General features: G+C 72.2%; 15 protein-coding genes. 6 read left to right on the top strand and 9 right to left on the bottom strand.

Going from position 1 to position 19642, the window contains the following annotated elements; genetic code table 11:
• Positions 1 to 61 precede the first annotated feature (61 nt).
• Together IPH07_01930 and IPH07_01925 are read right to left on the bottom strand one after the other, a co-directional pair.
• A complete protein-coding gene (locus tag IPH07_01930) occupies positions 62 to 1390 on the bottom strand; it encodes a TldD/PmbA family protein (protein ID MBK6916136.1) in 1329 nt (442 codons plus the stop codon).
• Positions 1387 to 3021, bottom strand: coding sequence for a TldD/PmbA family protein (locus tag IPH07_01925; GenBank protein MBK6916135.1), 1635 nt, complete (start codon positions 3019 to 3021; stop codon positions 1387 to 1389). Before IPH07_01925 ends, IPH07_01930 begins: the two co-directional genes overlap by 4 nt.
• 421 nt (positions 3022 to 3442) lie before the next feature.
• Between IPH07_01925 and IPH07_01920 the strand changes: the two genes are divergently transcribed.
• Positions 3443 to 4132, top strand: a complete 690-nt coding sequence (locus IPH07_01920; protein MBK6916134.1) for a hypothetical protein — start codon at positions 3443 to 3445, stop codon at positions 4130 to 4132.
• 10 nt (positions 4133 to 4142) lie between these two features.
• On the opposite strand, the gene IPH07_01915 is transcribed toward IPH07_01920, so the two are convergent.
• Positions 4143 to 5177, bottom strand: a complete 1035-nt coding sequence (locus tag IPH07_01915) for a hypothetical protein (GenBank protein MBK6916133.1) — start codon at positions 5175 to 5177, stop codon at positions 4143 to 4145.
• A gap of 131 nt (positions 5178 to 5308) precedes the next feature.
• On the opposite strand from IPH07_01915, the gene IPH07_01910 reads away from it, so the two are divergent.
• The 3 genes from IPH07_01910 (at position 5309) to IPH07_01900 (ending at position 9777) form a co-directional block, all read left to right on the top strand.
• Positions 5309 to 6886 carry a DUF1549 domain-containing protein gene (locus tag IPH07_01910; GenBank protein MBK6916132.1) on the top strand — a complete coding sequence of 526 codons (1578 nt, stop codon included), beginning with the start codon at positions 5309 to 5311 and terminating at the stop codon, positions 6884 to 6886.
• A gap of 15 nt (positions 6887 to 6901) precedes the next feature.
• The gene (locus IPH07_01905; protein ID MBK6916131.1) at positions 6902 to 8137 is read left to right on the top strand and encodes a DUF1501 domain-containing protein; all 1236 of its coding nucleotides are present in this window, start codon (positions 6902 to 6904) and stop codon (positions 8135 to 8137) included.
• Positions 8138 to 8277: 140 nt separating this feature from the next.
• Complete coding sequence (locus tag IPH07_01900; GenBank protein MBK6916130.1) at positions 8278 to 9777, top strand: hypothetical protein; 1500 nt, start codon at positions 8278 to 8280, stop codon at positions 9775 to 9777.
• On the opposite strand, the gene IPH07_01895 is transcribed toward IPH07_01900, so the two are convergent.
• Positions 9765 to 10517 carry a YIP1 family protein gene (locus tag IPH07_01895; protein MBK6916129.1) on the bottom strand — a complete coding sequence of 251 codons (753 nt, stop codon included), beginning with the start codon at positions 10515 to 10517 and terminating at the stop codon, positions 9765 to 9767. The genes IPH07_01900 and IPH07_01895 overlap by 13 nt on opposite strands.
• 165 nt (positions 10518 to 10682) lie before the next feature.
• On the opposite strand from IPH07_01895, the gene IPH07_01890 reads away from it, so the two are divergent.
• On the top strand, positions 10683 to 11375 hold the full coding sequence (locus IPH07_01890; GenBank protein MBK6916128.1) for a methyltransferase domain-containing protein: 693 nt from the start codon (positions 10683 to 10685) through the stop codon (positions 11373 to 11375).
• On the top strand, positions 11342 to 13369 hold the full coding sequence (locus IPH07_01885; GenBank protein ID MBK6916127.1) for a 2,3-oxidosqualene cyclase: 2028 nt from the start codon (positions 11342 to 11344) through the stop codon (positions 13367 to 13369). Before IPH07_01890 ends, IPH07_01885 begins: the two co-directional genes overlap by 34 nt.
• 43 nt (positions 13370 to 13412) lie before the next feature.
• Here IPH07_01885 and IPH07_01880 read toward each other — a convergent pair whose 3' ends face one another.
• From IPH07_01880 to IPH07_01860, 5 genes are all read right to left on the bottom strand, one after another.
• Positions 13413 to 14696, bottom strand: coding sequence for an HlyC/CorC family transporter (locus tag IPH07_01880; protein ID MBK6916126.1), 1284 nt, complete (start codon positions 14694 to 14696; stop codon positions 13413 to 13415).
• Complete coding sequence (locus IPH07_01875) at positions 14693 to 15949, bottom strand: M20/M25/M40 family metallo-hydrolase (protein ID MBK6916125.1); 1257 nt, start codon at positions 15947 to 15949, stop codon at positions 14693 to 14695. The genes IPH07_01880 and IPH07_01875 overlap by 4 nt, the downstream gene beginning before the upstream one ends.
• The gene (argB, locus tag IPH07_01870) at positions 15946 to 16800 is read right to left on the bottom strand and encodes an acetylglutamate kinase (GenBank protein ID MBK6916124.1); all 855 of its coding nucleotides are present in this window, start codon (positions 16798 to 16800) and stop codon (positions 15946 to 15948) included. Before argB ends, IPH07_01875 begins: the two co-directional genes overlap by 4 nt.
• Positions 16797 to 17888, bottom strand: a complete 1092-nt coding sequence (gene argC, locus IPH07_01865) for an N-acetyl-gamma-glutamyl-phosphate reductase (protein MBK6916123.1) — start codon at positions 17886 to 17888, stop codon at positions 16797 to 16799. Before argC ends, argB begins: the two co-directional genes overlap by 4 nt.
• Before the next feature lie 841 nt (positions 17889 to 18729).
• Positions 18730 to 19629, bottom strand: coding sequence for a hypothetical protein (locus IPH07_01860; GenBank protein MBK6916122.1), 900 nt, complete (start codon positions 19627 to 19629; stop codon positions 18730 to 18732).
• Between the last annotated feature and the right edge of the window lie 13 nt (positions 19630 to 19642).

Genomic DNA, 19642 nt, shown 5'->3' with positions numbered 1-19642 from the left:
GCACGCCGCAGGGCTCGCACGCGGAGGCGACGGCCTCACCGCGGGCGCGCGCGTCCGCCCGTCACACCGCGTCGGAGCTGCTCTCGAAGCGGAAGCCGTCGACCACCAGCGGCGGCACGACCCACACCCGCTCGGTCACGAGTCCGGCCCGCACCGGGGTCCCGAGCGCGACGAGCTTGCTGAGCACGGTCACCGGCCCGTCGTTGTAGCGCAGGTTCTTCACCGCATGCGCGAGCTTGCCGTCCTCGATCCAGAACGTGCCGTCGCGGGTCAGACCGGTCGCGACGATGCCCCGCGGGTCGAGCATGCGGTTGTACCAGAGCCGCGTGACGAGCACGCCCCGCTTCACCCCGGCGATCAACGCATCGACACTCTGCCCGCCGCCATCCATGAAGATCGAGCTCGGCCGTGGCGTGGCGGGAATCGACGCGCTGGCGGCGAACCCCCGACCGGCGTGGAGCGCCTGCGGCACGCCGCGATCGATCCACGTGAGCGTCGGCTGCGGCCGACCATCGTCGGCGACCGGCGACGACGGGTGCTTGCGATCGGCCGGGTTCGAGCGGAGCACCACGCGGGGATCGAAGACGGGCTGCCCGAGCTTGGTGCCACCACCCTCGGCGGCGAAGAAGCTGCGCCCCTGCAGGGCTGCACGCGCGCCCATGGCGTCGACGAGGAACTCGAGCAGCTCGGCGACCGCGTCGGGCATGAGCACGACGGTGTAGCTGCCCGGGTCGATCGGCTTGGGTTCGCGACTGCGCAGCGCGACATCGGCGACCTGCTCCGCGAGCGCGCGCGGAGCCAGCCCCGCGAGCGCGTGCGAGGCGAAGCCGCCCTTGCTGCTGCCAGTGCCGTCGGGCGTGCGACAGGTGCAGGTCATGCGCAGCGTGGTCGCGTCGTGCGCGAACGAGAGGCCGCGCCGATCGGCGAAGGCCTCGACCAGCTCGCCGTGCACGAGATGCCCCGAGACCTCGAGCCCCTTGGCGACGCCGGCCTCGATCGCCTCGGCCACGCGATCGGCACGTGCGGCGGCATCCATGCGCGCGACCTTGGGATCGCGCGCGAGCACGCGCGGCGGCTTGACCGGCCCGAGTGGTCCTGTGGCCTCGGGATCGACCGGCGCGAGCGCGGCCGCCTGCTCGGCCTGACGCACCAGCGCGGCCAACGACGCCTCGTCGGTGCGATTGCCGGTGACGGTGGCCTCGCGACCGTCGCGCACCGCGGTCACCGCGATGCTCACGGTCTCGACGTCGCCGCCGGTGGTGGGCTGCGAGGCAGCAAAGCGCAGATCGCCGGTCTGCTGCGCACGCACGCGCACGCGCACGTCGCCGAAGCTCGCCTGCGCGAGCACGGCCTTGCACAGCGCCTTGGCGGCGGCGATGGACATCGTCATCGGTCACCTCCGGTGCGGATCACGTTGGCGCGAAAGCGGGCCGGCGGACAGCCGTGACTGACCGCGTTGCTCTGCTGTGGCTCGCCCTTGCCGTCGCCCATGCTGCCGCCCAGTCGATAGCTGCGGGCACCGCCCACGAGATCGCAGCTGCGCCAGAACTCGAGCGTGTTGGCCTGGTACGCCACGTCGCGCAGCACCTCGGCGATGCGCCCCTTGTGGATGCGGTAGAACATCTGCCCGCCGAACTGGAAGTTGTGGCGCTGCTGATCGATCGACCACGAGCCGCGCCCGGTGATGTACACGCCGTCCTCGGTCGAGTTGATGAGATCCTCGGTCACGAGGTCGTCGGCGCCCGGTTGCAGGCTGACGTTGGGCATGCGCTGGAACTGCACACCGTCGTAGCCGTGCCCGTAGCTGCAGCCGTGGCTCGCGGTCTGACCGATCCAGGCGGCCTGCTCGCGGGTGGTCTGCCAGTCGACGAAACGACCCGCGCGCACCAAGTCCCAGCGCGATGCCGGCACGCCCTCGTCGTCCCAGCCGACGCTGGCGAGCCCGCCGGGTTGCGTGCGATCGGCCACCACCGACACCTTCGCGCTGCCGTACTCGAGCTTGCCGGCGTCGTCGCGGTGCAAGAAGCTGGTGCCGGCGAAGTTGGCCTCGAGCCCCATCGCGCGATCGAGCTCGGTGGGGTGGCCGATGCTCTCGTGGATCGTCAGCCACAGGTTCGACGGCGCCAGCACCACGTGCTGCAGCCCCGGCTGCACCGTGGGCGCGTGGAGCTTCTGCAGTACCTCGGTGGCGACCTTCGGCGCCGCGTTGGCGAGACCGAGCTCGGTGACGTACTCCCAGCCGGCCTGCATCGGCGCGGCCTCGTGGTCGCGGGTGGCGAAGCGACCGCGGCGGCGATCGACCGCGGTCGCGCTGAGCTCGGGCGCGATGCGCAGGTGCACCTGGTGCACGCGCGTGCCGTCGGTGGTCACCAACAGCTTGTCCTCGCGCACGCACGCGACGCTGGCATCGGCGTGACCCACCCCCTTGGTCGCGAGCGCGGCGGCGGTGGCCTCGAGCAGCAGCGCAGCCTTGTCGGCGGCCGGCACCGAGAACGGATCGATGGTGTGCGGCGTGACCCACGTGCCGGTCGCGGCCGGGGTCGCGACCAGCTCGACCGCCGGCGTGCCGAGGCGCTTGCGCAGCGCCGCATTGGCCTTCGCGGTCGCGAGTGCGCGATCGGTCAGCTTGGTGACGTTGGCGGCGTCGAGCTGCGGCGAGGCGGCGAAGCCCCACGCGCCATCGACCAGCACCCGCACCGCGATGCCGAGCGACTCCGATCGGGTGAGGCGATCGACCCGGCTGTCGCGCACGCCGACGTTCTCCGCGGTCCACGACACCAGGCGGGCGTCGGCATAGCTGGCGCCCTTCGAGCGCGCGCGATCGATCGCTGCGGTCGCGAGCTGGGCCAGCGCCGGCAACGGGCTGGTCGACACCAGCGTCGCGTCGGCGTTCGAGGCCCCGGCGCTGCCGGGCGCCGGCTGCTTCACGCCCGCGGGCAGTGCCCGCGCGTGCCCGGGCAGCGCCAGCTGGGCCGCTGCGAGCGCAGAGCTGGCGAGGAAGACGCGCCTCGTGGTCGGCATCGCGGCGGATGATAACCGCTTTGGCGTGCGGGCGTGGGCGTGCGCGGCCGCCCGCCTGCGATCAGCCGCCCGCGCGTGGCAGCGGCATCCACCAGTCCTCGAAGCCCGCCGCGGCCGCGTCGGCATCGCAGTGCGGGTCGTCGGCGCCACCGGGCGCACCGGCCGTGAACGTGCTGCGCTGCGTCGGATGTCCGCGGTCGTCACGTCGGCATCTTGGCGTGCACGCGACGCGATCGTGGACGCGTCGCCTCTGCGGGGTCCGATATCGCTTTCGTACGTCGCGATACCCCGCAGGTATCCGTGCACGTTCGTGCACGACCCCTCGCGTGCCCCTCGCATGGGAGCACCTCACGCCGACGCTCGGCTGTCGGCGGCGCGCCGGCGATGCTACGCTGCCGAGGCCGCGGGCCTACGCGGTCCCATGCCCCTGCGCACACTGCCGCGACGCCCTTCGTTCTCGCAGATCTACGCGCTCGCCGGGGGCATGCTCATCGGCGCCTGCGATCGCGAGCACGACCCCGTCGCCACGCCGTCGCCAGCGCGCCACGCCGACGCCCCCCGCGATCCATCCACCGAGCCGTCGCCGTCGGCGGTCGCCGCCGCCGAGCCGGAGCCGTCGGAGTCCGCGACCCTCGCGATTGGCGACGCGATGCCGCGCATCGACGTGATCGAGGCCTCGGGCGCACGCAGCTGCGCCAGCTGTGAGCCGGGCCCGCGCCTGCTCGTGATCACCGGCGCCGACGCGGCGCGCCAGGACGACACCGTGCGCGACCTCGACGCGATCGCGCGCTTCTGGGCCGACAACGGCCTCGCGACCGTGATCGTGCTGACCGATCTCGGAGCGGTCGGCGCGGCGCCCTTGGCCGACGCGCAGGCCGAGGCCGCGCGTGCGGAGGCGGCGAGGCTCGCCGCCGAGCAACGGCTCGGCTCCACGATCGCGGCCGCGATCGCGGCGACGCCCGAGCGGTGGTCCCCGAGTCTGCCGCCGCACACCACCGCGGTGCTCGTCGACCGAGCCGCGAAGGTCGCGTGGGTCGGCCGCGGCGAACCGCACTGGCGCGGGCTCGACACCGCGATCGCGGGGCTGCTCGCAGTCGCATCGCCGCGGTAGCGGCCCGCGATCAACCGACCGGGATGTTCGCGCAGGCCTGCGCGACCGCGTCGGCCAGCACGCTGCCGACGAGATCGTCGTAGTGCGCGACGTCGGTGATGTCGGACCAGCTGGGCTCGGCACCGAACAGCCCCATGAACTGCCACAGCTTCTGGTTCACGCCGGCGATGCAGCCGGGCACCAGCCCCGCCACGAACACGCAGGCATCGCCACCGCAGCCCTGCTTGGCGTCGCGGATCATGCCGGCGTAGACGTCCTTCGACTCGGGCGACTTGTCGGGCTCGTCGGTCAGGAAGAAGATCACGAGCAGCGCGTCTTCGTCGCGCAGGAATCCCGCATTGGTGTCGTCGTTGGCGGGGTGGGTCGCGAAGCCGGCGGCGGCGACCGGCATCTCGAACGAGCACCCCGCCTCGCCCGCGGCCGTGGCCGCACCCGAGAACCACTGCGACAACGCCGCAGGGTCGTCGCTCGACGAGGCCTCGAACCATCGCTTGCCGGCCCACTCGAAGAGCCGGCCCTGCGTGCCGTTGCCGCCATCGTCGCCGCTGGTCGGCGGCTGGTAGTGGCTCTCCACGTCCGCGAGGCTCGACGAGGTCTGACAGTTGGCGGTCGCCTCGGCGGCGCTGCACTGGTTGTCGAAGTCGGTGGTGGTGACCCCGACGTGCACGTCGATGCCCGGTGGAATCGCGTCGAACATCGCCGAGACGAACGCCGGGAATTGCTCTGCGAGCGCGTCCTGGTAGGTGTGCATCGACTGCGAGTTGTCGATCACGAACAGCAGATCGATCGCGCTGCAGCCCCCGGCCATCACGCCGAGATCGAGCTTCTCGCCGGCGGTGCCGTCGACACCGACGGCGGTCGATCCACCGGCGCCACTGGTGTCGGCGTCCGTGACCGTGGTCGGCTCGGTCGCGGACGATGCCACGCTGGTCATGGTCTGCGTCGGCTGGGGATCGTCGCGCGTGTCGACCGAACACCCGCCACCGCCGACACCCACCGCCAGGGCCCAGATCGCGGGATTGCTCGTACGCGTGCTCGTCGTCACCACGATGCACCATGGTAGCAAAGCACCGCGGTAAACCGCGCGTGAAACCGGCGGCGGTGGCGACCGGACGTGACAGGCTGCAGGGCATGCGACTGCGACGGCCAGCGACCCGCCCTCGACGAAGCCCCGCGGTGCCCCTGCGATCGCGCGGCCGCGCGATCGCGGTCGCGGCCGGGTTGCTGCTCGTCGCCTGTCGACCGACCGCGATCGCACCGCGCGGCGGCGACGAGGCGCCGGCGGCGGCCGACGCCTCGCCGGCGAGCGGCACGCTCGAGGCCGCGATCGCGCGCCACCTCGCCGACGCCGGCTTCGGACCGCCGGCGGCCGACGACGACTTCGCGCTGCTGCGTCGCGCCAGCCTGGACCTCCTGGGGCGCATCCCGACCGCCGCGGAGCTCGACGCCTACCGCGGGGCCGACCCGCGCACGCGCTACGACGCCGCCATCGATCGCATGCTCGCCGACCCCGAGCACGCCGCGTTCCTGGCGAGCACGTGGACCGACGTGTTGCTGGCGCAGGCGCTCAAGGATCGTCCCGCCATCGAGCAGGGCACCGCCGCGTGGTTGACCACTGCCTTCGCGTCCGACCGCGGCTTCGACGACGTCACGCGCGAGATCTTGGTCGCGCAGGGCGAGTTCACGGCCGAGGGCCCGGCCGGCTTCCTCGCCAGCTTCGGTCGCAAGGGCCGCACCGCCGCGCTCGCGGGCGAGACGGCCCGCATCTTCCTCGGCACGCAGATCCAGTGCGCGCAGTGCCACGATCACCCCGACGCCGCATACACGCAGCGCGAGTTCCACGCCTTCGCGGCCCACTTCGCACGCACGCAGGTGCGCCCCGTGAAGGGTGACGACGGCCTCGCAGTGCGGGTCAGCGAGCGCGCGCGCGGCCAGGGCCGCCTGCCGCGCCCCGAAGATCCGCCCGACGAGCCCACCGGAGAGATCGTGCTGCCGCGCTACTTCGGCACCCCGACCACCGCCGGTGATCATCGACGGGAGGCGCTGGCGACGGCGATCCTCGGCGATCGTCGCTTCGCACGGGCGATCGCCAACCGCACGTGGGCACAGCTGCTCGGCGCCGGCGTGATCGAGCCGGTCGATGCCTTGCCGGTGGACGGTGCAGTGCCGCCCTTGCTCGACGCGCTGACCGACAGCTTCATCGCCGGCAACCATCGGCTCGACACGCTGATCGGCGCCATCGTCCGATCGTCGGCCTATCGCGCCGCGGGTCGGGGCGACGGCGACGGCGCGGCACGGGTCGCAGCCTTCGCCCAGGCCCGCGTGCGTCCGCTGCCGTCGACGGCGCTGCTGGGATCGCTCGGCGTCGCCGCCGGCCTCGCCGCTGGCGAGCGCCCGCAGGGCCTGCCGGGCGCACGCGCGGCCCTGCGAGAGTTCCGCTTCGCCTTCGACGACGACGAGGGCGCCGCCGCCGATCAAGGTCCGAGCCTGCCGCAGGCGCTGCTGCTGCAGCACGGCGTGCTCGACGAGGCTGCTGCGCGCCCCCGCGGCGACACGGTGTTGGCCCACGTGCTGCGCGAGTACGACGACACCGACGCGCGCATCGAGGCGCTGTGGTGGCGACTGTTCACCCACGCCCCCGACGACGAGGAGCGCGCGCTTGCCCGATCCGCCGTCGAGCGCGGCGGCCCCGAAGCGTGGAGCGACCTCGTGCACGCGATGCTGGTCTCGAGCGAGTTCACCACCAACCACTAGAAGCGAGCGCCACCCATGACCACGACCCCGAACGTCTCTCGCCGCAACTTCCTGCTCGGTGGCCTCGCACTCGCCGCGGCCCCGGGCCTCGCCCACGGTGCCAGCGCAACGGCACCGCTCGCGGCGTCGTGCATCGTGCTGTACCTGCACGGCGGCGCCAGCCAGCTCGAGACCTTCGATCCCAAGCCCGGCAGCAAGACCGGTGGGCCCACCCGTGCCATCGCCACGGCGCAGGACGGCGTGCGCTTCGCGGCGTCGCTGCCCCTGCTGGCCGCGCGCGCCGACGCCCTCGCGATCATCCGCACGCTGTCGGCCCGGGAGGGCAACCACGATCGCGCCCGCTACCTCATGCGCACCGGTCACGCGCCGCAGGGCGGCGTCGTCCATCCCGGCCTGGCGGCGATGGTCTCGGCGCTGCATCCCGAGCCCGCGCTGGTCGGCGCGGTGTCGATCGGTCCGCCGACCCAGGGGCCGGGCCTGCTGGGTGCTCGACACGCGGTGCTGCCGATCCGCGACGCCGAGCGTGGGGTCCGCAACCTCGAGCCCGCGCGCGCGCTCGCGCCGGAGCGGAGTCGCACGCGCGCCGAGGTGCTGGATGGTTTGCAGCAGCACTTCGCCCACGGCCGCGCCCACGGCCCGGTCGACGCCCACGGCGAGATGCTCGCGCGGGCCCGCGAGATCGCTGGCTCGCCACGGCGCGACGCCTTCGATCTCGACGACGAATCGGCGACCACCCGCGATCGCTACGGCCGCGGTCGCTTCGGCGCCGGCTGTCTGCTCGCGCGCCGTCTGGTCGACGCCGAGGTGCCGTTCATCGAGGTCGGGCTGCCCGGCTGGGACACCCACGAGGACAACTTCGCGCGCACCGCCACGTTGTCGGCCGAGCTCGATCGCGGCTGCGCGGCGTTGCTCGACGATCTGCGCGCGAGTGGTCGACTCGCGCGCACGCTGGTGGTGTGCATGGGTGACTTCGGCCGCACGCCGAACATCAACACCCGCGGCGGACGCGATCACTGGCCCCGGAGCAGCGCGGTGCTGCTCGCCGGCGGCGGCGTGCGCCCCGGCGTCATCGGCAGCACCAGCGACGACGGTCGCGAGATCGCAACCCGACCGGTGAGCGTGCCCGAGCTCTACCGCACCATCGCCGCGCGCTTGGGCATCGACGCCGACACCCAGCTGATGTCGCCCGCCGGTCGACCGATCACGTTGATCGACGAGGCCGCCCCCATCGCAGAGCTGCTCCCGTCGTAGTCCGATCCCCGCGGCGCGGCGGTGGGCGACTCGCGCAGCGCGGGCATCACCGCACGGGTGCCGCACCGCTGCGACTCGACTGCGAGCTGGGCAATTCGCCCATTTGCCGCCGATGCGGGCCCCGTTCCACGCTGCCGATCGTGACGTCGATCGTACTGCTCGCGCTCTCGTTGTCGCTCTCGGCCCCGGCGCGTTACGACGACCACGCCATCGTGCGGGTGTGGGTCGACGACCACGCCGAGCTCTCGTGGCTGCGATCGGTCAGCGAGGAGCTGCTGCAGGAGCGGCCGGGGCCCGGCTTCGTCGACGCGCGGGTGACCGACGCGCAGCGTCGAGCGCTGGCCGCCGCCGGCGTGTCGTACGAGCTGCGGCGCGAAGACCTGCAGCACGACATCGACGCCGAGCGTGCACGGCTGGCCGCCACCCGCACGCCCGTCGCCGGCGCGTGGTTCGACGACTTCCGCGACTACGACAGCATCATGGCCGAGCTCGATCGCATCGCCGCCGACGCGCCCACGCTCGCGCGCGTGGTCGAGCTCGGCAGCTCGCTCGAGGGTCGGCCGATTCGCGCGCTGCGCTTGTCCCACGCCCCAGAGGGTGCGAAGGCCGTGCTCTTCACCGGCACCATGCACGCGCGCGAGTGGCTGGCGACCATGGTCTCGATGTGCGTCGCAGACGCGTTCGCCACCGGCGATGGCGTCGACGACGACGTCACCGATCTGCTGGCGAGCGTCGAGGTGTGGGTGGTGCCGGTGCTCAACCCCGACGGCTACGTCATCAGCTGGACCGACGATCGCTACTGGCGCAAGAACGCCCGCGACGGCTACGGCGTCGACCTCAATCGCAACTGGGACTATCAGTGGGCGGTGGTCGGCGCCAGCGACAATCCCTACGACGAGGACTACCACGGACCGTTCGCGTTCAGCGAGCCGGAGACGGTGGCGCTGCGCGACTTCATCGTCGCGCGACCGCAGATCGTCGCCCACATCGATTTTCACAGCTACTCGCAGCTGGTGCTGCGCCCGTGGGGCTACACCTACGCCGCGCCCTCCGACGAAGCCACCCTGGCCCAGCTCGGCGAGCAGATGTCCGACGCGATGTGGGGCGCGACGTCGACCGACTACGCGTCGATCCACGCCGCCGAGCTCTACCCCGCCGCGGGGGCCGTCGACGACTGGAGCTACGGCGATCGCGGCATCATGGCCTTCACCATCGAGCTGCGCGGCGACGACTTCGTGGTGCCGCCGAGCCAGATTGCGCCCGCATGCGCCGAGAGCGTCGCCGCCGCGCGAGCGCTCGCGACGTGGGTGCGCGAGCAAGTACCGCCCGATCCCGGCGGCCAAGCCGACGGCAGCGACGGGGCCGACGGGCACGAGGGCGATCCGACGGTCTCCGACGAAGGCACCGGCGCAGGCACGACCGACGACACGGCGATCGACGACACCGCCGGGCAGGACGACGACGCGCACGACGGCGGCGTCGCGGACCCCGACGACGGCGCGCTGCCGCCGGGCTTCGGCCAGGACGGCGCTCGCACGGGCGGCTGCGCCTGCGTCAGCGCAACACCGCTTGTCGCGGGCGACGCCGCGCCGCTGCTCGTGCTCACCGCGTTCGCGCGACGGCGACGCTACGGCACGTAGTAGGCCTGCTCCGGCACCGGCAGCCCCGGGATCACGCGCAGCACCAGCGCGGCACGGGCGACCGTCACCCCCAAGAGCAGTGCGGCCGGCAGCAGCGACACCAGCAGCCCACGCAGCTGAGAGAACTGGTGCGTGCGCGCCAGCGCCATGCCGCAGCCGAACAACAGCAGCACGATCGAGATCGCGACCGCGCACAGGTACGCCATGGCCGGCACATCCATGAGGTAGAGCGGCAGGTCCAGCAGCGCGATCACCAGCAGCGCCGGGCCCGACGCATAGCCGACTGCGCGCATGCTCGCACCGATCGATCGCGACGCACCGCCGGTCAGCGCGATGCCGACGTGGGCGAGCAGACCGCCGAAGAAGTAGAGCAGCGGCAGGCCGACCGGCACCATCAGCACCAGCCACGCCGACAGCGCCTGCGCGAGCGGTGGCTCGATGAAGTTGTGAATCGATCGCAGCGGCAGCGCCGGGGTTCGGTCGCCGGCCAGTCGCGAGGCTTCGATCGCGAGCAGCAACGCCCAAGCCGGCAGCCGCAGTGTCGCGAGGTAGCCCAGCACGCGCCCGTGCGCGACCGGCTCGGGGCAGCGGCGGAAGCTGGCGGTCGGCCGCGTGAACGCGCGGATCAAGGTCGCGGTGCACGCCGCGATCCAGCCCCGCTGCGGACCATCGTCGCGGCCGCGATAGAGCGACGCCTCGACGGGGATCGCATCGTCGTCGTCGCGCGTGCCACCGTTCATGGGTCGCGCGAGCATACCCGAACGCCCGGCCGCGGCGGGTCCGCGCGCCCATCCAACGCGCACGCGCGCGCTGGGCCGCGAGCACGGGGCGCGCCCAGCTCGCCAGTGTCGCAAATCGGCGCCACTTCCCAGCGCGGGCGCCCGCGACTACGCTAGGACCCCGCGATGCTCCCTCGGTGCGCCGCTTCGACCCTGCTCCCTCGCTCACTGGCTGTGCTGGTGCTGCTCGCGACCGGCTGCCCCAAGCGCGGCAGCGGCGGCCCGCCGCAGCACTACGACGATCCCAAGGCGATGATCGCCGTGTTCGAGGCCGCGCAGCGCGACGAGTGGCAGCAGCCCGACCGCGTGGTCAAGGCGCTGCCGATCGAGCGCCGCGACATGGTGCTGGCCCACATCGGCGCCGGCTCGGGCTACTTCACCCGCCGACTCGCGCAGCGGGTGCCGGAGGGCCGCGTCTACGCGGTCGACGTCGACGGCGAGTTCGCGGACTACCTGCTGGCCCAGCGCGAGCAGTGGGGCACCCCCAACATCGAGCCGCGGCTGGCGATGTACGACGATCCGATGCTGCCGCCCGGCGAGCTCGATCTGGTCTTCACCGCCAACACGTACGCGTACATCCGTGATCGCGTCGACTACTTCCGCAAGGTCCGTGACGCGCTCAAGCCTGGCGGACACCTGATCGTGCTCGACTTCAAGCCCGACGCCACGGTCGCGGCGACCATGGCCCCCGATCCCCGCTACCGGGTCACCCGCGACACGGCGGTCCACGAGCTCGAGCTCGCCGGCTTCCGCGTCGTGGACGAACCGAACTTTCTGGCACTGCAATGGTTTCTCGTGCTCACGCCCACGCCGAAGTGATCCCCGATCCCCGCCTCGATGCCGCGCAGGCCCACCGCCGCGCCATCGAGTGGCTCGCCGGGGCGCAACAGCCCGGTGGTGCCTTCGCCGGCGAGACCATCTGGAATCCGATGCTGCCGTGCCAGTACGTGATCCTGTGCCACATCCTCGGGCACACGATCTCGCCGGCACGGCGCGCACGCATCCGTCGCGCGCTCGAGCAGCAGGTCCGCCCCGACGGCGGCTGGGGCATGCATCCCGACAGCCCCTCGTATCTCTTCCACACCACGCTCGGCTACGTCGCGCTGCGCTTGCTCGGCTACGACGCCGATGATCCGCTCTGCGCCGACGCGCGGGCGTGGATCCGCGATCAGGGCGGCGTGTGGACCATCCCGACCTGGGGACGCATCTGGCTCGCGATGCTGGGGCTCTACTCGTGGGACACCATCCAGCCGATCGTGCCCGAGCTGTGGCTGCTGCCCGAGTCGGCGCCGCTGCATCCGCGGCGGCTCTACTGCCACATGCGACTCATCTACCTCGGGCTGTCGTTCGTGTACGGCCATCGTTTCGTGGCGCCCATGGACCACGCGATCGCATCGCTGCGCAGCGAGCTGTACCCCGAAGGCTATGACGAGCGCCGCTTCGCCGCCCATCGCGACGAGGTCGCACCGACCGACCTGTTCGAGGCCCCCAGCGCGGGCCTGCGCCGGGTGTTCGAGCTGGTGCGGCGAGCGCAGCAGGTGATGCCCGCCGCGGTCGCCAAGCCGCTGCGTCGTCGCGCCTTGGCCCGCGCGCTCGAGCACATCCAGTTCGAGCTGCGCAGCACGCAATCCGTGTGTCTCTCGCCGGTCAACGGGCTGCTGTTCTGCCTGGCCCTGCACATCACCGACCCCCGCCACCCGGAGCTGTCGAAGGCCCTGCGCGGGCTCGAGTACTGGTTCTGGGAGGACGACCAGGACGGCCTGCGGATCGCCGGCGCACGCAGCGACATCTGGGACACCGCGTTCGTGCTGCAGGCCTTCAGCGAGTGGGCGCAGCCGGAGGCCGTGCGCCCGCTGGCCGCGCGCGCGTGCAGCTGGCTGGCGAGCGCGCAGATCCAAGAGGAGATCGTCGGCGGTGCCGAGCACTACCGCGAGCCCGCCTACGGTGGCTGGGGCTTCGCCAACGAGCGTCACCCGTGGCCGGTCTCCGACTGCACCGCCGAAGCCTGCGAGGCGCTGCTGCGCTGCCAGCACACCGGACTCTCCGACGGCGCCGGCCGTCTGCAGCACGGCCGCGTGCTGGCGGCGATCGAGTTCGTGTTGCGTCGACAGAACGACGACGGCGGCTTCGGCTCCTACGAGCCCCGTCGCGGCAGCATGCTCCTGCGTCGGTACAACCCGGCGGAGATCTACGGCAACTGCATGCTCGAGTACAGCTACGCCGAGTGCACCGGCAGCTGCATCCGCGGCCTGGCCCTGGCTGCCCGCGCGCTCGGCAAGGAGCTCCCGCCCGAGCTCGCCGCGCGCGTGCGCAAGGCGATCGCCGCCGGTCGCGAGGCCCTACTCGCGCAGCAGGACCCGTGCGGCGGGTGGCTCGGGTTCTGGGGCATCAACGTCACCTACGGCACGTTCTTCGCGGTCGGCGGGCTGCTGGCCGCGGGCCTCGGGCCCAGCCACCCCGCGATCGTGCGCGCGTGCCGATGGTTGGTCGAACACCAGCGCGCCGACGGCGGCTGGGGCGAGAGCTACCTCGGCAACCTCCACGACCGGCCGATCGCCCTGCCCGAGCACGTGGGCTCGACCGTCACGCAGACCGCGTGGGCGCTGCTCACCCTGCTCGAGGCCGCACCGCACGAGCGCGAGGCGATCGATCGCGGCATCGCGCTGCTGTGTGCCCGTCAGCAGGACGATGGCGACTGGCCGCGCGAGCTCGCCGCGGGCGTGTTCTTCAACACCGCGGTGCTGGACTACGCGCTCTACCGGCGGCTGTTCCCGATGTGGGCGCTCGCGCGCTACCAGCGGACCTACGCCTGAGCTGCGCGCCGGTGTCGCGCGGCCGCCGGATCGACGACGCGACCTACTCGTCGTCGTCGTCGTCGTCGTCGACCTGAACCTGCTCGACGCTCACGCGCAGCACCCGGCGATCGTCGGCGGCCAGCACCTTGAGCCGCAACCCCTCGACCACGAACAACGAGCCGGCGATCGGCATCTGCCCAGCCAGCTGCGTGAGCAGGTCGCCGACGCTGCTGACGCCCTCGTCCTCCTCGAACTCGATGTCGAACATCTCCTCGAGCTTGCGCAGGCTGGTCTGGCCGTCGAAATAGTGGATGCCGAGGCCGTCCTGCGCCGGCTGTGGCGCGTGGTCGCTCTCGTCGAAGATGTGACCGACGATCTGCTCGAGCACGTCCTCGAGCGTGACCACTCCGACGGTATGCCCGCCGTCGTCGACCACGATCGCCAGGTGCACCCGGCGCTCCTTGAAGCGTTCCAGCAGGTCGCTGATCATCAAGCTCTCGCTGACGAACAGCGGCGGCCGCATCAGTCGCTGCACGGTCTCGCGATCGGGGCCGGCGGCTCCGACCAGCTGCTTGATGTGCAGGACCCCGCGGATGCGCCCGAGATCGCCCTCGTAGGCGGGCAGGCGGCTGTGGCCCGAGGCCTGCGCGACCTCGATGATCCGCGGCACCGACCACGCGAGGTCGATCGCGGTCACGCGATCGCGCGGGACCATGATGTCGCGGACGATCTTGTCGTCGAACTGGAACACGCGCCGCAAGAGCGCCGCCTGGTCGGCGGGGATCGAGCCCTCGCGCTGCCCGACCTTGACCAGGTAGTCGAGGTCCTCGGAGGTCACGCGCTGCGCCGCCGAGTCGCCATCGGCAGTGCGCAGCACGAGATCGGTGAGCTTGGTGGTGACGAACGTGAGCGGCGCGAAGGCCTTGCCGAACACCTGCAGCGCGGTCAGTGCGGGCAGTGCGACGCGATGCGCGTACAGCTTGCCGACGGCCTTGGGCAGGATCTCGCCGAACACGATGGTCAGCCCCGCGGCCACGAACACCGCCAGCGGGACGCTGTAGCGCGACAGCTCACCGCCGCCGACGTGGCGGATCACGGTCGCGGTCGTGACCGCGCCGATCAGCGTGTTCACGAGGTTGTTGCCGACCAGGATGGTCGACAGCACCCGCACCGGGCGCTCGACCCACTCGCGCGCGACCCGGGCCGGACGGCCGCCGTCCTCGACCAGCTTGCGCCACTGGTGATCGCCGAAGCTCGTGATCGCGGTCTCGCTGCCCGAGAAGAACATGCTGCCGCCGAGGCACAGCACCATCACCAGCGCCGCCAGCAGATCCGCGTCGGTCACGTGCGTTCCAGCTCCTGCGCCAGCACCAGCGCGAGCGCCTGCGTACGACGCCGCAGGCTGGTCAACGAGCTGTACTCGCTGGTCTGATGGAAGTTCTTCCCCCACGGCCCGAGGCCGTCGATGCTGGGCACGCCGAACGCCGCCAGCAGGTTGCCGTCGGAGCCGCCGCCCTGGCGCGGCGCCTCGCCGACGCCGAGGCCGACCGCGGCCGCGCAGGTCTCGTAGCGCAGGCGCAGCGCTTGGCTCGCCGGCGAGGGCTCCATCGGGGGCCGCGTCATGGCGCCGCCGAGGCTCGCGCGGACGGTTCGTAGCTTGTCGGGCACGTCGTCGTCGGGACCGAACGGCTGCGCCGCCCAGGCCTGCAGCTGCGCGATGACCCGCTGGGCGTCCGCGAGCGTGTCGAAGCGGGTGTCGAGCAGACACCGCGCGCGCTCGGGCACGGTGTTCTTCGAGCTACCACCCTCGATCACGCCGACGTTCACGGTCACGCCACGGGCGTAGTCGGTGAGCCCCTCGAAGCGGGGTACCAGCAGTGCGAGTGCATGGATCGCATTCACGCCAGCGGCGTGGTCGTTGCCGGCATGGGCCGCGCGGCCGTGCACGGTGAACTCGAACATGCCGCCGCCCTTGCGCGAGGTGACGATGCGATCGGCGTCGCGACCGGCCTCGAACACCAGCGCGGCGGTGAGGTGTGGCGCGAGCTCGCGCAGCAACGGCTCGCTCGACGGCGAGCCGACCTCTTCGTCGCTGTTGATGATCATGCGCAGGCACAGCGCCTGCGCGTCGTCGCCGTAGACCCGCCGTACCGCCGCGATGGCGCCGAGCATCGCGGTCAGCCCCGACTTCATGTCGAGCACGCCGGGGCCCCGCACGAGGTCACCGGTGCCGGGGCCGTCGGGACCGTCGTCGCGCGCGAACGCGAGAAAGCCGAGGCTGCGCGGAAACACGGTGTCGATGTGGCCGATCAGCGCGAGGCTGCGGTCACCATCGCCGCACGCCGAGGTGGTGTAGACGCGGTGGTCGGCGTAGACGCCCTGCGGATCCGGGACCCGACGCATGCGCAGGCCGGCGGCGTGGGCGGCCTCGTCGAGCACCGCGGCAGCGGCCTCCACGTCGGCCTTCGCCCCGGTGTGGCTCGGCATCTCCACCAGCCGACGCAGCAGCGGCACCTGCTCGCGCTCGAACGCGTCGTCGACCGCCGCGCAAAGCTCCGCCTGACGAACCGAACCCGTCGCCCCCGGAGGTTCGTTCACGGGTGCCCCCCGTCCTCGACGAGCACCGTGCCGCGGGCACCGGGCGAGCGAACCGCGTCGTGCAGCGCCCCGGCGCCCAGGATGTGCACCGCGCCGATGCCCTGCGCGAGGTTGTCGAGCGCCTCCTCGACCTTGGGAATCATGCCGCCGGCGATGATGCCGTCGGCGATCGCCTGACGTGCAGCGCTGCGCGTCAGCGTCGGGATCACCGAGCTCGGATCCTCGCGATCGCGCAGGACCCCCGGCACGTCGGTGATCAGCAGCAGGTGATCGGCGCGCAATGCCGCGGCGACCGCGGCCGCGACCGTGTCCGCGTTGATGTTGAACACCGCACAGGGCTGGCCCGGCTCGGCCTGCGCCGCGACCCCCAACGAGTTGACCACCGGCACGAAGCCGCCACGCCACAGCTGCTCGAGCAGCTCGGTGCGAATCGTGTCGATGTCGCCGACCAGGCCGAAGTCGACCGGTGCCTCGCCACCGCCACTGACGCGCTTGGGCGGGCGACGGTGCGCGGTCACCAAGCCCGCGCTCACCCCCGAGAGCCCGACAGCGGGCACGCCGGCCGCGAGCGCGGCCGCGACCACGTCGATGCTGACCTCGCCGGCCAGCACGCACTTCATGATCTGCAGCGTCGCAGCGTCGGTGATCCGGCGACCGCCGACCTTCACGGTCTCGACCCCGAGCCGCTGCTGCAGCGCGCTGGCCTGGGGCCCGCCGCCGTGGCAGAGCACCACCGCCGCGCCATCGCGGCGCAGCTTGGCGACCTCGGCCAGCAACCCCGACAGCTCGGCCGGGCGCGCCACGACCTCGCCGCCGAACTTCACCACCACGCGCAGAGCCGACGCGCTCATGGCCACAGCGGCACCGCGTCGATGCCGGTGCCGTCGCGCAGGCCCAACATCACGTTCATCGATTGCACGGCCTGCCCGGCGCCGCCCTTCACGAGGTTGTCGAGCGCCGATGTCACGACCAGGTGCCGAGTGCCGCCGACGCCGATGGGCCCCAGCGTCCACGACAGATCGGCCCACATGCTGCCCTTGACCGCGACGACCTCGGCCTGTCGCTTGCCACCGCCCAGCACCCGTACCAGCGGCGAGTCGGCGTAGCAGCGCGCGAACACGTCCGCGACCGCGGCGTCGTCGACCTCGGCCGGCACGTCGACGAAGCTGTTCGCGAGGATGCCCCGCGACAGCGGCGCGGACACCGGCACGAACAGCAGCTGCACCACTCCCTCGTGCCCGGCGAGGGCGAGCGCGTCACCGAGGGTCTGTTCGATCTCCGGCGTGTGCTGGTGATCGAGGACCTTGTAGGTCTTGAGGTTGTTCACCCGCACCGGGTGGTGCGTGCCCTCGCTGGCGTACGCCCCCGAGCCCGACGAGCCGGTCGCCGCGACGGTCCGGATCGGCCCCCGCAGCCAGCCCGCCCGCACCACCGGCAACACGCCGAGCGCGATGGTGGTCGCGAAGCAGCCCGGCGAAGCGATGCGCCTGGCGCTGCGGATCGACTCGCGGTGCAGCTCGGGCAAGCCGTACACGAAGCTGCCCAGCAGCTCCGGGTGAGGGTGCACCTGGCCGTAGAAGCGCTTGTAGGTCTCGGCATCGCGGAGGCGGAAGTCGCCCGAGAGATCGATGACCCGCGCCTCGGTCTGCTGGATCGCGGGCGCCAGCGCGGCCGTGACCTTGTGGGGCAGCGCGAGGAAGACGACGTCGACGTCGCGCATCGCCTGCTCGGGCGGCGTGTCCTCGAACCGCAGGCCGGTGGGGCCCAGGTTGCGGTGGACGGCCTCGAGCGGCTCGCCGACCGCATCGATGCTCGTGACGCGCACGAGCTCCACGTTGGGGTGCACGTGCAGCAGTCGAATCAGCTCGGCGCCGCCGTAGCCGGTGCCACCGATGATCGCCACACGGACCCGACCAGAGAAGGACGCGTGGTTGGTCACCCGGGACGCTTAGTACACCACGCAGGCCCGGCCGTCCCTACGCGAATGCTCACGGAGGGATCTCGCGCGCCAGCGCTGCGGTCGGCGGGCCCCGCGACAAGCCTGTCACGGTGGCCAGTGCCGCGCGCGCCACTTTCGGACATCCGCGTCATACCTAGCGCGCTCCGCTCCGGAGGCCGCGCGTGCCGTTCTGGCAATTGCGCAGTCATTCCGCGCCACCATGTCGGTTGGCCCACCCCCTGCACATTGGCCCGCCGCAACCTGGCTTGGCTTTCAGGCTCACGCCCACTTGGCTTACGCGACAACTTGACCCTTGGCTTGCTGCCCCTTGGCTTCCCGCTTTTTTCTTCGACTTGGCTTCTTCGGGTTTGGCTTCGACGTCTCGCGCTTCGCTCGCTTGTCTTAGATTTCTTGGCTTCGCTTTCTGCCGCCCTACTTGGCTTCTCGAGCTTGGCTTCGAACCTTCCTTGATCTGACGTCCCTTCGAGCTTGGCCTCCGATCCTCCGTTCCTGCCGGCCTGTTTCCTTTGATCCCGGCCAGGGACGCGGTTTCGCTGCTCTCGCTCGAGCGCGTCGCCCGTTCGGGTGCCCCCTCGCTGCGGTTGTCCGCGACGGGTCGCCGCGAACGAGGTGAAGTACGCCGGCGCTCCTCCCGTGGGGCGTCGCGGGTACCGCTCCGTCGACGCGCGCATGGAATTTCCGGGTGCCCCACGCCTGCTCGGCTTGGGGGGCCCGGGCGGTGAACTTCGGTGCATCCGTGAGAACCTGGGGAGACCCAGGACGGCCTGGTCCGCTGTCCTGGGTCTTCGTTCGTCGTGCGCCCGACGTTCGCGACGGTGCTTCAGTGTCGATGGTCGTCGGGCTCCGCGACGTGGTCCGCCAGCCGCGTGATCCGATCGGGGCGCACGACCGACTGCAGCGTCGCGAGGGTGTCGTCGGCCCCGAGCACGTCGTTGACCAGCAGCCGTGACCGCGACAGCACGACGTGCTCCCGCGTGGCGCACGGGGCCGCCAACGGCAAGCCGTGGTGGGCCGGCACCGCCCCCCGGCGTCGCAGCGCCTCGGGGTCGAAGCCGATCGCCGCACCACAGCGCGGACACGTGATCGCGCCGCCGCTGCCCTCGTCGGCGACGGCGAGCAACGGGTCGCCGCTGCGGGCCGCACCGCGAAGCCCCGCGAACACCCCGGAGAGGTCCGTGGGCAGCACGTGGGCGGCAAGCCACGCGGCCGCGACGTAGTACGCCGGTCGTGCCCCACCCTCCCCGTCGCGCGCCTCGACGAACAGCGCCGGCGCATCGAAGTGGGTGTCGGCCCGCCAGGCCGCGACGAGGCTGGTGTGCCGATCGCCGTCACGGGTGACGAAGCAATGCCCCACGACCACGCGCGTCAATCGATCGGCGAGCACGAACAGGACGTTGTCGAGCTTGCGCCACGGATCGATGTCACCGTCGCAGACCTTGAGCTTGTCGCAGACGAGCCCCGCGCGCGTGCGCCAAACGGTCAGCAGCTTGATCTCGATGCGCCGCTCCCAGTCGGGCTCGGCACGCGCGTCGTGGGGCGACAGCCCGAGGTGCCACTGCAGGGCATTGCCGTGACGACCCCGCGAACGCGGTGAGGCGATCGCGGCCGCGGCCGCCCCGAGCGGCAAGCCACGGGCCGCCGCGGCGAGGCGCGCCAAGTGATCGCAGTTGGCGACCTCGGCCGGGGCCGACGGTGGCGGATGGACGAGCGGCAGACGCATGGGGCCGTCGCGC

This window comes from Deltaproteobacteria bacterium (genome assembly GCA_016709225.1).
GTDB classification, from domain to species: Bacteria; Myxococcota_A; Polyangia; order Nannocystales; family Nannocystaceae; genus Xiheibacterium; species Xiheibacterium phototrophicum.
Note: the sequence above shows the minus strand (reverse complement) of the source record. Positions and strands in the feature narration are given on the sequence as shown.

What these genes read in the sequence shown, in the direction of transcription:
- IPH07_01925 (MBK6916135.1), bottom strand. Translation starts at nt 3,021, where the DNA reads ATGCCGACCACGAGGCGCGTCTTCCTCGCCAGCTCTGCGCTCGCAGCG.
- IPH07_01885 (MBK6916127.1), top strand. Translation starts at nt 11,342, where the DNA reads ATGGTTTCTCGTGCTCACGCCCACGCCGAAGTGATCCCCGATCCCCGC.
- IPH07_01905 (MBK6916131.1), top strand. Translation starts at nt 6,902, where the DNA reads ATGACCACGACCCCGAACGTCTCTCGCCGCAACTTCCTGCTCGGTGGC.
- IPH07_01890 (MBK6916128.1), top strand. Translation starts at nt 10,683, where the DNA reads ATGCTCCCTCGGTGCGCCGCTTCGACCCTGCTCCCTCGCTCACTGGCT.
- IPH07_01920 (MBK6916134.1), top strand. Translation starts at nt 3,443, where the DNA reads ATGCCCCTGCGCACACTGCCGCGACGCCCTTCGTTCTCGCAGATCTAC.
- IPH07_01930 (MBK6916136.1), bottom strand. Translation starts at nt 1,390, where the DNA reads ATGACGATGTCCATCGCCGCCGCCAAGGCGCTGTGCAAGGCCGTGCTC.
- argB (MBK6916124.1), bottom strand. Translation starts at nt 16,800, where the DNA reads ATGAGCGCGTCGGCTCTGCGCGTGGTGGTGAAGTTCGGCGGCGAGGTC.
- IPH07_01895 (MBK6916129.1), bottom strand. Translation starts at nt 10,517, where the DNA reads ATGAACGGTGGCACGCGCGACGACGACGATGCGATCCCCGTCGAGGCG.
- IPH07_01860 (MBK6916122.1), bottom strand. Translation starts at nt 19,629, where the DNA reads ATGCGTCTGCCGCTCGTCCATCCGCCACCGTCGGCCCCGGCCGAGGTC.